Annotated in this window: 13 protein-coding genes; 2 read left to right on the top strand and 11 right to left on the bottom strand. The window is 69.5% G+C overall.

Going from position 1 to position 12,080, the window contains the following annotated elements; genetic code table 11:
- Positions 1-29 precede the first annotated feature (29 nt).
- The gene (locus EV647_RS29755; RefSeq protein WP_134008732.1) at positions 30-818 is read left to right on the top strand and encodes an AraC family transcriptional regulator; all 789 of its coding nucleotides are present in this window, start codon (positions 30-32) and stop codon (positions 816-818) included.
- Positions 819-901: 83 nt separating this feature from the next.
- Here EV647_RS29755 and EV647_RS29750 read toward each other — a convergent pair whose 3' ends face one another.
- From EV647_RS29750 to EV647_RS29700, 10 genes are all read right to left on the bottom strand, one after another.
- Complete coding sequence (locus EV647_RS29750) at positions 902-1,612, bottom strand: dienelactone hydrolase family protein (protein ID WP_134008729.1); 711 nt, start codon at positions 1,610-1,612, stop codon at positions 902-904.
- On the bottom strand, positions 1,609-2,055 hold the full coding sequence (locus EV647_RS29745; protein ID WP_134008726.1) for a GNAT family N-acetyltransferase: 447 nt from the start codon (positions 2,053-2,055) through the stop codon (positions 1,609-1,611). Before EV647_RS29745 ends, EV647_RS29750 begins: the two co-directional genes overlap by 4 nt.
- On the bottom strand, positions 2,052-3,104 hold the full coding sequence (tsaD, locus tag EV647_RS29740; protein WP_134008723.1) for a tRNA (adenosine(37)-N6)-threonylcarbamoyltransferase complex transferase subunit TsaD: 1,053 nt from the start codon (positions 3,102-3,104) through the stop codon (positions 2,052-2,054). Before tsaD ends, EV647_RS29745 begins: the two co-directional genes overlap by 4 nt.
- The gene (locus tag EV647_RS29735) at positions 3,101-3,550 is read right to left on the bottom strand and encodes a GNAT family N-acetyltransferase (protein ID WP_134008720.1); all 450 of its coding nucleotides are present in this window, start codon (positions 3,548-3,550) and stop codon (positions 3,101-3,103) included. Before EV647_RS29735 ends, tsaD begins: the two co-directional genes overlap by 4 nt.
- Positions 3,547-4,206: a tRNA (adenosine(37)-N6)-threonylcarbamoyltransferase complex dimerization subunit type 1 TsaB gene (gene tsaB / locus EV647_RS29730; protein WP_134008717.1), complete on the bottom strand. Its 660-nt coding sequence runs from the start codon at positions 4,204-4,206 to the stop codon at positions 3,547-3,549. The genes EV647_RS29735 and tsaB overlap by 4 nt, the downstream gene beginning before the upstream one ends.
- 1 nt (position 4,207) lies before the next feature.
- Entirely contained in the window at positions 4,208-5,134 is a 927-nt protein-coding gene (tsaE, locus tag EV647_RS29725) for a tRNA (adenosine(37)-N6)-threonylcarbamoyltransferase complex ATPase subunit type 1 TsaE (protein ID WP_134008714.1), read from the bottom strand.
- A 166-nt stretch (positions 5,135-5,300) separates the two neighbouring features.
- Positions 5,301-6,419: an alpha/beta fold hydrolase gene (locus EV647_RS29715; RefSeq protein ID WP_134008711.1), complete on the bottom strand. Its 1,119-nt coding sequence runs from the start codon at positions 6,417-6,419 to the stop codon at positions 5,301-5,303.
- 6 nt (positions 6,420-6,425) lie between these two features.
- Positions 6,426-7,571, bottom strand: a complete 1,146-nt coding sequence (alr, locus tag EV647_RS29710) for an alanine racemase (RefSeq protein WP_134008708.1) — start codon at positions 7,569-7,571, stop codon at positions 6,426-6,428.
- A gap of 15 nt (positions 7,572-7,586) precedes the next feature.
- Positions 7,587-8,228 carry an HAD family phosphatase gene (locus EV647_RS29705; RefSeq protein ID WP_134008705.1) on the bottom strand — a complete coding sequence of 214 codons (642 nt, stop codon included), beginning with the start codon at positions 8,226-8,228 and terminating at the stop codon, positions 7,587-7,589.
- A gap of 65 nt (positions 8,229-8,293) precedes the next feature.
- The gene (locus tag EV647_RS29700) at positions 8,294-9,538 is read right to left on the bottom strand and encodes a hypothetical protein (protein WP_134008702.1); all 1,245 of its coding nucleotides are present in this window, start codon (positions 9,536-9,538) and stop codon (positions 8,294-8,296) included.
- A 241-nt stretch (positions 9,539-9,779) separates the two neighbouring features.
- Between EV647_RS29700 and EV647_RS29695 the strand changes: the two genes are divergently transcribed.
- On the top strand, positions 9,780-10,562 hold the full coding sequence (locus EV647_RS29695) for an META domain-containing protein (protein WP_238177453.1): 783 nt from the start codon (positions 9,780-9,782) through the stop codon (positions 10,560-10,562).
- An 11-nt stretch (positions 10,563-10,573) separates the two neighbouring features.
- On the opposite strand, the gene EV647_RS43175 is transcribed toward EV647_RS29695, so the two are convergent.
- Positions 10,574-11,755 (bottom strand): sugar-binding protein, encoded by a 1,182-nt coding sequence (locus EV647_RS43175; protein ID WP_238177474.1) that lies wholly within the window; start codon positions 11,753-11,755, stop codon positions 10,574-10,576.
- Positions 11,756-12,080: the final 325 nt, after the last annotated feature.

Below are 12,080 nucleotides of genomic sequence, written 5' to 3'. Positions count from 1 at the left end.
ATGGCCGACCACCGATAGAATGCCAAGCTATGCCCGTCGGCCGCCAACCTCTCCGCTCGGAGCTCTTCCCGTCCGCCGGCGCCCACCACTGGGCCTCGGGCGGCACCAGCTCGGTGCAGACGCACGACGAGGGACACCTGGTGTACGCCGCCCGCGGCGTCCTGGCCGTGCAAACCGATCGGGGTACGTCGATCGTGCCCGCCAACCGGATCGCCTGGACGCCGGCCGGGTTCACCCACCAGCACCGCGCCCACGGCGAGACCGACATGCGGATCGTGTTCCTCCCCGCACCACTGGCCGAAAGCATCCCGGACCATCCGGCAGTGTTCTTGGCGTCCGGTCTCGCCCGCGAGGTCGTTCTCGCCCTGACGGGCCGCCACCTCGAGCCCGCCGCCCGCATCCGCCTCCAGCAGGTTCTCGTCGACGAACTCCACGAGGCGACCGAGCAGCCACTGCAGCTACCGGAACCGCGCGACGACCGCCTGCGCAGCATCGCCGAACTCCTCCGCGAGAACCCCGCGGACAACACGCCCCTCGCCGAACTGGGACGCACGGCCGGAGCCGGCGCCCGCACCCTCAGCCGCCTGATCCGCAACGAGCTCGGCATGACGTACTACGAATGGCGCACGCAGCTCCGGATCTACCACGCTCTCGTCCTGCTCGCGGACGGTCACGACACCACGTACGTCGCACACGCCTGCGGATGGGCGAACCCGAGCGGCTTCATCGCAGCCTTCGCCGCTGTCGTCGGCACCACACCCGGCCGCCATCGCGCCCAACAATCAGGACTTGCGTTCGCCGCACATTCGAACATATGATCGATCTCGCGAGCGGGTCTCCGGGCGACAAGCCGGCGGGCGAGGTGCTGCGTCCGCTGCCGCAACTCCCCGGAGACCCGCCACTAACCTGCCCGGAACCGTTCCTTCACGGCCATCCGGAATCGAGCGATCGCGATCTCGCCGATCGCCGACGCCGTCTGATCGCGCACCGTCGGCAAGTGCTCGTCGCCACCACCGGCAGGGATCCCCGCGACGAACTCGGCCACCAGCCGGTTCCAGTCCTTCGGCCGCCGCAGCATCGCGTGCCCTTCCCCGGCGAGCGAATACGTCGTCACCGCTGTCCCGGCCGCACGCAACCTCTGCACGTACGCCGTCGTGCCCTCGGGAGACGTGATCGTGTCGTCGGTCCCGTGCACGAACGTGACGGGCGGGCGAAGTGCGACGAGCGGCTCGTCGCGCGGCAGCCACGGCGCCAGCGCCAGGACGCCCGCCACCCGCGGATGATCGCCGCCGGCGACTACGGCTCGCCCGCCCATCGAGTGCCCGATCAGTAGCACGCGCGAGATCACCGGCGGCAGCTCGTCCAGGACGGTCCGCAGATCGGTCGCCGCGTCGCCGGCGTCGTTCCAGCCGCGGAAGCGATACCGGAGGAACCCGATGGCGGCGTTCGGCGCGACCGACAGCGCGGCCCGCGCGAACGGCCACAACCGCAGCACCGCGGGGCGCCACAGGTGCGGGTCGGCGAGCGAGTGCTCCTCGCCGCCGTGCGCGAGCAGCACCAGCTCGGTCGCTCCCGCCGGGTGCCGGACGAGATCGACACCCGGACGCCTCACGGCCGCACGTACAACTCGGCCGGTTCCCTGCGGATCGCCATCATCCGTCCAGGCGGCGTTTCGCTGAAGCCGTACGACCGGTAGAGCTCGTGCGCGTCGGCGGTCGCCAGCAGGATCTGCCGCAGGCCCTTCAAGTCCGGATGCTCGAGCAAGGTCGACACGACGAACCTCCCGAGGCCGTGCCCACGGTGCGATTCCAGCACGAACACGTCGGCCAGCCAGGCGAACGTGGCCCGGTCCGTCACCATCCGCGCGTACGCGACCATCGCACCGTCCGCGCCGTACACGCCGAGGTTCAGCGAACCGGCGATCGCTCGGTCCACCACCTCCCGTGGGATCCCCTCGGCCCAGTACGACGTACTCAGGAAGCCCTGCACCACCTCGACGTCGATCCGCTCGGCGTCGTCGTCCGCCTCGAAGCCGTCCGGGCCGGTCCACCTCATTTGTTCAGTACCTCCGTGATCGGCATGGACGAGTCGGCGGGAAGATCGAGGGGCGACGGGGCCTTCCCGGACCGGACCAGCTCCGAGCCGAGCGCGGCGACCATCGCGCCGTTGTCGGTACACAGGCCGGGCCGCGGCACCCGTACGGCGATACCCGCCGCGGACGCACGCTCCTCGGCCATCGCCCGGAGCCGCGAGTTCGCCGCGACACCGCCGCCGATCAGCAGGTGCTCGAAACCGCGGTCCTTGCACGCGTCGATCGCCTTGCGGGTCAGTACGTCGCAGACCGCTTCCTGGAACGCCGCCGCGACATGGTTCACCGGCACGTCCTCGCCGTCCCGCCGCCGAGCCTCGACCCAGCGCGCGACCGCGGTCTTCAACCCGGAGAACGAGAAGTCGAACCGGTGCCGCTCGAGGTCCCGCTGCGACGTCAGCCCGCGCGGGAACGTCACATACAGCCGGTCCCCGCCGTCGCGCGCCGCCTTGTCGATCCACGGCCCGCCCGGGAACGGCAGCCCGAGCACCCGCGCCACCTTGTCGAACGCCTCACCGGCCGCGTCGTCGATGGTGCTGCCCATCGGTACGACGCCGTCGGTGATGTCTTCGACCGCGAGCAGCGACGAGTGCCCACCGGACACCAGCATCGCGACGCAGCCCTTCGGCAGATCGCCGTGCTCCAGGGTGTCCACCGCGACATGCGCCGCGAGATGGTTCACGCCGTAGATCGGCTTGTCCAGCGACAACGCCAGCCCCTTGGCCGCTGCGACACCGACGAGCAAGGCGCCGGCCAGGCCAGGCCCGCTGGTCACCGCGACTGCGTCGACGTCGGTCGGTTTGACACCGGCCGTCTCGCAGGCGCGCCGGATCGTCGGCACCATCGCCTCGAGGTGCGCCCGGCTGGCCACCTCGGGGACGACCCCGCCGAACCGTGCGTGCTCCTCGACGCTGGACGCGATCGCGTCGGCGAGCAGCGTCTGCCCGCGCACGATCCCGACCCCGGTCTCGTCACACGACGTCTCGATCCCCAGAATCAGGGGCTCTGTAGTCACTGTTCCTCCCGCCACCGCATGATCACCGCATCCTCGCCGGCGCCGTAGTACCCGCTGCGCCGGCTGATCTCCTCGAAGCCGAAGCCCCGGTACAACCCGATCGCCGATTCGTTGCTCGCAGCAACTTCCAGCAACACCGTCCGGCCGGCACACCGGTCCAGCGCCGCCGTCAGCAACTGCCCGCCGATCCCGGTACGGCGCTCTGCCGGGGTCACCGCGATCCGCAGCACCTCGACCACATCAAGCGCGACCGGAGGCAGCAGCAGGACGACGTACCCGACCAGCGCGCCCTCGTCCGCGACCAGGACGACCCGGTCCTCGCTCAGCCGGTCGAACTCGTCCGCCCAGGCGCCCGCGCTCCAGGCAGCCGGGCCGAAGCACAGCTCGTCCAACGCGACCAGTTCAGCCTGGTCGTCCGGACGCGCCGCTCTGATCGCAGGTCTCACAGCACGCTCTTCGGCCCGCTGGACATGGTCACGTCCGGCCGGCGCAGGTACAGCGGATCCGGCGCGACGACCTCGAGCGTCCCGGTTGCCACGCCCGTCGCCAGCACATTGGCCGACGGGTACTCCGGGACCTCGACAGCGGTCACGCCCAGCGCCTCGGCGTACAGCACCGCGCCGCGGCCGATCACGGGCAGCCCGGACAGCACGTGGGCGACCTCGGCAGGCTTGTCGACCGCAGGTCCCTCGAGCCGCCGACGGCTGCCGTCCGCGGCCGGGCCGTCGTACAGCGCCCAGTAGATCTCCTTGCGCCGCGCGTCCGTCGCGACCGCGACGGGCAACGTCAGCGTCGACTGCCGCGCGATGATGTCGAGGCTGCACACGCCGGAGACCTCGATCCCCAGCACTTCGCCCATCGTCCGGGCCGTCACGAGTCCGACCCGCAGCCCGGTGAACGGACCCGGGCCGACGCCGACCGCGATCCCGGTCAGGTCGCGCGGCGTGACTCCTGCCGTTTCCAGCGCCGCTGCGATCGCGGGCGCGAGGAGTTCCCCGTGGCGCAAGGCGTCGACGGTCGTCGACGAGGCGACGACCTCGCCGGCCGGCGTGGCCAGTGCGACGGTGACAGCGGCACTCGAGGTGTCGAAGGCAAGCAACATGTCAGTTCTTCTCCAGTACGGATACCTGGACGCCGGATGCGGCCCATCGCGGACCCACCGGAGTGATCCGCAGCGACCGCGTCTCGTCGGTGTCGTCGTCCCCACGGGTCACCACGATGTCCAACCGATCGGGCGCCAGCGCCTCGGCCAGCCCATGACCCCATTCGACCACTGTGACCGCGTCCTCCAGGCTCGCATCCAGGTCGAGATCGTCGAGCTCCGCAAAGCCGCCGATGCGATACGCGTCGACGTGCACCAACGCGGGGCCGCCGGACAGCGACGGGTGCACGCGCGAGATCACGAACGTCGGCGACGTGATCGCCCCGCGCACCTTCAGCCCGACGCCGAGCCCTTGCGTGAACGTGGTCTTGCCCGCGCCCAGGTCTCCGGACAGCACGAGTACGTCGCCCGCCCGCAGCTGACCGGCCAGCTCCTCGCCGATCGCCTGCATCTCGTCGGCGGTCGGCACGGTCAACTCGATCGGCATCGCCTTGGCGAAGGTCAGGTTGTGCGCCTGCTGGTCGACGACGGAGTACCCCCGCCGCCTCCAGAACTCCACGGTGTCCGGCAGTTCGACCCGCGCGATCAGGTTCACCCGGCTGAGCCCCCGACGTACGGCGACCTCCTCCGCGCAACCGACCATCGCCGAGGCGACGCCACGGGCTTGGTACCGGGGGTCGACGGACACCCGGCGCAGGTTCAGGACGTCACCGACCTGCTCGAACAGCACTGCCCCGAGCGGAACGCCGTCGCTCAGCACCAGCAACCCGCCGTGCTCGGCGATCGCCGCGGCCACGGTCGTCGCGTTCTCGGACAACGCCGTCGCCGGCGGATCGAGAACCCGGCGCGCGGAGAAGGCGTGGTGGATCACATTGACGATGTCGTCGACGTGTTCCTGGGTGGCGTCGACGACGTGCAGATCTGTCATCAGGAGGGTCCTAAAGGGGGTGTCTGATGGTTCCACGCCGTTGCGAGGAGGTGCTCGGTGCGGTGCATCGGCGTGCGGGGGCGAAGGTCTCGATGCGGAGCATCGTGGCCTTTGCACCCGTGCGGCGAGGTGCCGTGCCGAGTGCCCCGCAGTAGGCGGGGAACCATCAGACACCCCCTAACGATTGTTCGGCTCGCTCGATCATCCCAAGCAGGGCCGCGGTGAATTCACGGTGGTGCTCGATCAGGCCCAGGTGACCGCAGTTCTGCACCTCGACCAGCTCGGCGCCGGGGACCCGCCGGACGATCTCCTCGGCGTGGGCGAACGGTGTCAGATGGTCCTTGTCGCCGCCGACGACCACGCACTCCACCTTCTGCAGCGGCTCCAGGGAGTCGTACTTGTCGTGCAGCGCGAAGATCGGGTAGAACTCCGCGATCACCTCGATCGGCGTCGCCGCGATCATCTCGTTGACGAACTCGGTGAACGCCGGCGGCACCTCGGACCCGAACGAGTACTTCCGGGTCAGCAGGTAGCTGATGTCCGTGCCGGCCTTCCGGCTGCGCTCGACCACGTCCGGGATCCGGGCCAGCGCGGCGACCGTCGGCGTCGCGAGCGCCCGCGCGAGCATTCCGACCTTGCCCGGGAACACGATCGGCACCTGGTCCAGCCCGCCGGCGCTGGTCGAGCACAGGCCGACACCGATCACCCGGTCGCCGAACAGCTCGGGATGCTGCTCGGCGAGCGCCATGATCGTCATACCGCCCATCGAGTGACCGATCAGGATCACCGGCCCGGTCGGCGCGAACCGCTCGATGATCCCGTACAGGTCCCGGCCGAGCTGCTCGATGCTGACGTTCGCCTTCGCGGACCGGCCGGAGCGTCCGTGCGAGCGCTGGTCGTAGAACACCATCGTCCCGATGCCGGCCAGGTCACGGCGCTCGAAGTGCCAGGCGTCCATGTTCAGGCCGTAGCCGTGCGCGAAGATCACGGTCAGGTCCTCGGGCGGCAACGGCAGCTTCCGGCCGAGCCGGCGCTTCGGCGGTGGTGCGGGTCGCCGTGAGCGCTTCAGCTCGTCCACTTCGACATACAGCTCGACACCGTCGTCGGCGGTGAAGATGTACGGCGTCCCGCGCTGGGACCCGAACGGCTCGGCCTCGAGCTGTTTGCGTTGCCCTGAGCGCCGGCCGATCACCTGGCGCTCGACCGCGACCCCGGCCGCGGCTCCCGCGGCCAGCACTCCGACCGCGGCCCCGATCAGACCAGCAGTCCGCCCTGCTTTGGACATGCCGGTCTACCTTTCGCTGTCGATGTACCTGCGTGGGATCCGGACGCCCAGGCGAGTGACGATCTCGTAGTTGATGGTCCCGGCCGCGTCGGCCCAGTCGTCCGCGGTCGGCTCGCCCGACGTCCCCGGGCCGAACAGCACGACCTCGTCGCCCGCCGCGGCCTGGTCGTCCTCGAGGTTCACGACGCACTGGTCCATACAGATCCGGCCGACGATCGCACGCCGCGCGCCGTACGCCTGGACCGGTCCGCCGTTCGAGGCGTGCCGCGGCAGCCCGTCGCCGTACCCGAGCGGGATCAGGCCGAGCGTCGACGGCCGCGGCGCGGTCCAGGTCAGCCCGTACGAGACGCCGGCGCCGGCCGGCACCCGCTTCACCATCGCCAGCCGCGCCTTGAGCGTCATCGCCGGCCGAAGCCCGAGCTCGGACGACGGCAGCGCAGGCCCGAACGGCGACAGCCCGTACGTCGCGACGCCCGGACGGACCAGGTTGAAATGGGTCTCCGGCAACGCCAGCGTGGCACCCGAGTTCGCGAGGTGCTTGAACTCGGCGTCGATACCGAACGACTCGGCGACCTCGATCGCCTCGGTGAAGGTCGCCAGCTGGGACTCGTTCGCCGGGCTCTTCGGCTCGTCCGAGGAGGCCAGGTGCGACCAGATGCCCTTGATCTCGATCTGCCCGGTCGCCTGCGCGCGGACGGCGGCGCGGATCAGCGCCGGCCACTCCTCCGGTACCGCGCCACCGCGGGACATCCCGGTGTCGATCTTGAGGTGCACCCGCGCCGGGCGGTCCCGCACCCCGGCGACGACCTCGTCGACCTCCCAGGGCGCACCCGCGGAGAGGTCGATCCCGGCCTCGATCGCGTCGGCCAGCGGCTCGCCCGGGGTGGTCAGCCAGCAGAAGATCGGCCCGGTGTCACCGGCCGCGCGCAGTCCGAGCGCCTCCTCGAGGACCGCGGCGCCGATCCAGTCCGCACCGGCCTCGCGGGCAGCCCGGGCGACCGGGACCATCCCGTGCCCGTACCCGTCGGCCTTGACCACAGTCATCAGCTGCGCACCCTCGGCACGGGCACGCAGCGTGCCGACGTTGTGACGAATCGCAGCCAGATCGACCACGGCCTCAGCACGGACCGGACGTGACTCAGGAGTAGACATGGTCATTCCAGTGTCTCAGGCTCCGTCGATCAGGGCCGCGAGGGCCGTCATGTTGTGGAAAACCGTGTCGGCTTCGGAGAGTTTCGCGGGGTCGGTCATGCCGGCGTACCCGAAGACCTTCATGCCGGCGGCGACCGCGGCGGCGACGCCCAGCGGGCTGTCCTCGACGACCAGGCAGTCGGCCGGTTTCACGCCCATCGAGGCGGCCGCGTGCAGGAAGAGATCCGGGGCGGGCTTGCCGTGCGCGACGTCCTCGGCGCTGAAGATCCGGCCCTCGAAACGGTGCAGGAAGCCGACCGCGGTCAACGCCGTACGGATCCTTCGATGGGTGCCCGAGGAGGCGAGGCAGTACCTGACGCCGTGCTCGTCCAGGTGGTCGAGAACGGCCTCGACCCCCTCGATCGCCTGCAGGTTCGCAAAGCCGTCGAACAGCCGCTGGTGGTACCGGTCCTCGAGATCCGCCGGCAGCGGCCGCCCGAGCTGAGCCTCCGCCTTCTGGCGCATCGACGCCATGGACCCGCCCATGAAGTCCCGCACCGCCTCCTCGAAGGTGTACGGCAGCCCGGCCTCCGTGAGCAGCTCGGCCAGAATCGTGTTGGCCAGCCGCTCGGAGTCCACCAGCACACCGTCGTTGTCGAAGATCACGAGTCCCGTCACACCGAAACCCTAAGCGGCCACCGCGTGAACGCGGTGGCCGCCGGGGTCTGCGAGAGCGAGCTGGGTCAGGACGTGGTGAGCGAGTAGTCGTCCAGCCGGAAGGTCTGCGGGCCGTTGGTGGAGGAGATCTCCACGCCGTACTCGATCGCGCTGACCTTGTCCGTGCCGGACAGCCAGCCCTTCGAGACCAGCCAGTCGAAGACCGCCTTCAGGTCGACGGAGCTCACGGCCTTCTGGTCGGTCATCGCGAGCGCGATGTACCTGCTGCCGACGGCGCCGCGCTTCCAGGCGGTGAACGTGTGGCCGCCGATGGTCGCGGTCGCCTTGTCCTGCGCGTCACCAGGCGGCAACGAGCCGGGGTACCGGTAGTTCGTCCAGATCATCAGCTCTTCGTTGCCGAGTCCGTTCAGCCAGATGTCGTAGGACCAGTTGTACTCGCCGGACGACGGGGCGGACTGGGAGTTCGCGTACGTGCTCTTGATGCTCCCGAACGAGCTGATGGCCTTGTCGGGGAAGTTCTTCTGGGTGTCCGGGTAGGTCTTGACCGATCCCGGGTTGCTCGCCAGCTCCTTCTGGTCCGAGGTGACGTACCAGCTGTTGAACCCGCAGGCGTGGATGCTCTGCGGCCCGGCCTCGCCTTCGTTCCACTTGTTGTTGTTGACCAGGTAGCCGCTGGTGTTCCAGGTCCCGAAGGCGTCCGAGGACGACCAGACCGGGTTCTTGCAGGTTCCGGCCGCCGGCGGGGCGGTTGTCGTCGGCGCCGTGGTCGTCGGGGCGGACGTCGTCGGCGTCGTGGTGGTCGGAGGCTTGGTGCTGGTTGTCGTGCTGGTCGGCGTCGGCGACGGCTTCGGGGTGCTTGTCGTCGGCGCACTGGTCGGCGCTGTGGTCGGGGCCGGGATGGTCGGCTGACCCGCTACGGCGGCGAAGTCGTAGTGGACGGTGTAGCTCAGCTTGGTGCCGGCCTGGTACCTCTGGCCGTCGTAGCGGAGCGCGCGCAGCCGGTAACTCTGATCGGTGGTGCGGCGCGGGTCGATCGACAACATGGCGGGGCCGGAGGCGGTCGCGGTGATCGCGACCGGCTTCTGTCCGAAGCCGTGCAGGACGGTGCACCCGGAATAGGCATCGAGGACGCAGGTCTCCACGCGTCCGACGTTGGGCAGGGCTGTCACCGTGCTGTCCGCGGCGTTCGCGGTCGCGACCGGCGAGTCCTTGGACGCGTGTACGACGATCGGTACGGCGACCAGACCGGCGACAGCGACGAGGGCCGCAGGCAGAATCGCGCGACTCCGGGCAGTTCGGGTGAGGGGCATGCGAAAAGTTTCCTTTGTGTGCTCGACGGGTCGCGCTGCATGCCCCAGAACTCCAGCGCGGCCCTCAACTGATCGATTGGACGGATCCCCAGAAGGGCCAGTTCGACTGGCCTTGTCGTGCTGTTCGCTCTCGCGTACGGCGGTGACGTTATCGAACCGTGATCAGATCTGCCAACTCCGGCCCCTGAATTAACGAACCCTTCACCTGCAACGTTAGCGTCCCAGGCCGCGTCCTGTAGTTGTGAACAAACGGATGATCGCGCTTGCCGCGACGGTTCTGCTGGCCCTGACCGCCTGCGGCAACGAGTCCGCGGCCCGGCCCGACTCGGGCGCGTCGTTGACCGGGCGGACGTTCCTGTCCACGTCGGTCACCGAGAACGGGAAGCCGCGACCGCTCGCCGCGAATACCCGGGTCCGGCTGCAGTTCACCAGCGGCCGGATCTCGTGGAACTCCGGCTGCAATTCGTCGGACACCACGGTGTCGGCGTCCGACGGCCGGCTGAGCCTCGGCAAGGAGATCACGTCGACGGCGATGGGCTGCATGGGTGCTCTGCAGAACCAGGACACCTGGATCGGCAGGGTTCTCCTGTCGAAGCCGACCTGGAAGCTGGACGGCGACAAGCTCGTACTCAGCACCGAGACCACGACGATCTCGCTGCTCGACAAGGAGACCGCGGAGCCGGACCTCGCTCTCGACGGAACGAAGTGGAAGCTCACCTCGATCGTGTCCGGCCAGTCAGCGTCGTTCCCCGCCGGCTTGGAGAAGGTCTGGCTGACGCTGAACGGCGAACGCGTCACCGGATCGACCGGTTGCAACGACTTCCAAGGCGTGGTCGCACGCGCCACCGGCAAGGTCACCTTCGGCGAACTGGCCACCACACGCCGGGCGTGCGCCGGGGACGCCGCTACGATGGAATCCCTTGTCCTGAAGGGATTGAAGGGCGAGCTGACCTACCAGATCGACAGCTCGACACTACAGCTGCGCTCCACCGCCGGCGGCCTGGACTTCACCGCGGCCCGCTGACAGTCGACCGGCTACGCGATGCGGATGTCGAAGGCTTGGACCTCGTTCTTCGCTGTCTCGTAGGAGATGAGCAGGTGGCCGCGGTCCTTCAGTTGCTGCTGTTGGGCCGCGGTCAACGGGATCGTCCAGTGCTGCACGCCGCGGGTGACCTGCCGCGTCGCCTGCTTCACCAGGTGACCACTCATGTCCGGTGACCACGGCGGCGTCGCGCCGTCGGTGATCGCACACGGTGTGAACCCGTAGTCCGGAGGCGGGTCGGTCGTGCACGACGTCGTCCACACCGGGATCGCGCCGAGCTCACCACTGGTCAGGAAAGCGCGAGCAGTGCCGTTTCCCTTCGACGACGTGACGAGGTGTACGGCGTCGCCACGCACGGCGGAGGACAGGATCTCGAGGTCGTCGGTCGGCACCCGGCCGGAGATCGGTACGCCGTTGCGCGCGGACTGCGCAATCGTTTGCGGCGACAGGGCGCCGTTGAGGTTCGGGTTCGACACGTCCGGCGGCGCCGGCGTGGTCGGGCGGTCCGCCGGCGGTGTGTACCCGGGCAGCGTGGCGAGCCCCCAGCGGTACGGGTCGGACTGCACGGAGCCGAGCGCCGACCACCCGAGTCGCGTACTCATGTCGATATGCCGCAACGTCGTCGTACCGGCAGCCGAGGTGTCGTCGTTGTCGTACGGCGTGATGTTCAGCCCGAGCCGTGCCGGGTCGACGGCGGACGGGAGGTCGGCGAGCGGGATCTTCACCTCGAGGTCGTAGCCTCCGCCGGCGTACGCGTGCGGGACCGTGGTCTGGTTGCTGCCGACCCACTGCGCGGTCGACGCAACCTGCACGCCGGGCGCGTTGCCGGTGTCGAGGGCGCCGCTCGAGTAGCCCTGGTGGTTGTCCGCGTCGCGTTCCCAGCACGGGCCGCCGCTCTGGCTGAACGGGAAGATGCCGAGCTTGAACGTGTTCGCGGTGTCTTTCAGGTCCTGGGACGCGGTGCCGCGCGGGTCGAGCAGGATCTCGACCGAGTCGGCCTGCCAGTGACCGACGCATTCGGCAGGCGTCACGGCGTACGACTGGTAGTCGTCGCGGACGTGGATGAAGAAGTAGAGCGCGTCGCCGGACCAGCTGACCTTGGCCGTATTGCCTTCTCCTGTTGACGAAACGCCACAGTCGTCGACGCCGCTGCAGGTGCTCGCGCCCTGCCAGATCCGGCCGAGGTCGAGCGTCGGGCCCGGGTACTCGCCCGGGTTCGCTTGCCGTCGACGACCGGCGTCGCCTGCGGGATCACCGTCGTCGGAACGAGCGTGAGGGTCAGCGTTTCACTCCCGGTCGCCGTCCGAATGGGAATGCTGACGTTCTGCTGGGCGGGCAAGGTCGTATCGGTGTTGGTCAGCTTGAATGTGACGGTTGCGTCAGCGCCGGGTGCGAGGTCGTACGGCCTGGCCTGCGCGTCGACGGTGAAGTTGGCCGGGAGATCGAGGGACACGGCGCCGGTCTGCTGCTCGGCGGACCAGTTGTGGACGACGACCGGTA

It is taken from the genome of Kribbella sp. VKM Ac-2566 (genome assembly GCF_004366005.1).
Lineage (GTDB): Bacteria > Actinomycetota > Actinomycetes > Propionibacteriales > Kribbellaceae > Kribbella > Kribbella pratensis.
The sequence above is the reverse complement of the archived record's forward strand: the minus strand, read 5'-3'. Positions and strand labels throughout refer to the sequence as shown.

Excerpts from the sequence above, each read along its gene's own strand:
- EV647_RS29755 (WP_134008732.1), top strand. The coding sequence starts at position 30 with ATGCCCGTCGGCCGCCAACCTCTCCGCTCGGAGCTCTTCCCGTCCGCC.
- EV647_RS29745 (WP_134008726.1), bottom strand. The coding sequence starts at position 2,055 with ATGAGGTGGACCGGCCCGGACGGCTTCGAGGCGGACGACGACGCCGAG.
- tsaB (WP_134008717.1), bottom strand. The coding sequence starts at position 4,206 with ATGTTGCTTGCCTTCGACACCTCGAGTGCCGCTGTCACCGTCGCACTG.
- tsaE (WP_134008714.1), bottom strand. The coding sequence starts at position 5,134 with ATGACAGATCTGCACGTCGTCGACGCCACCCAGGAACACGTCGACGAC.
- EV647_RS29715 (WP_134008711.1), bottom strand. The coding sequence starts at position 6,419 with ATGTCCAAAGCAGGGCGGACTGCTGGTCTGATCGGGGCCGCGGTCGGA.
- alr (WP_134008708.1), bottom strand. The coding sequence starts at position 7,571 with ATGTCTACTCCTGAGTCACGTCCGGTCCGTGCTGAGGCCGTGGTCGAT.
- EV647_RS29700 (WP_134008702.1), bottom strand. The coding sequence starts at position 9,538 with ATGCCCCTCACCCGAACTGCCCGGAGTCGCGCGATTCTGCCTGCGGCC.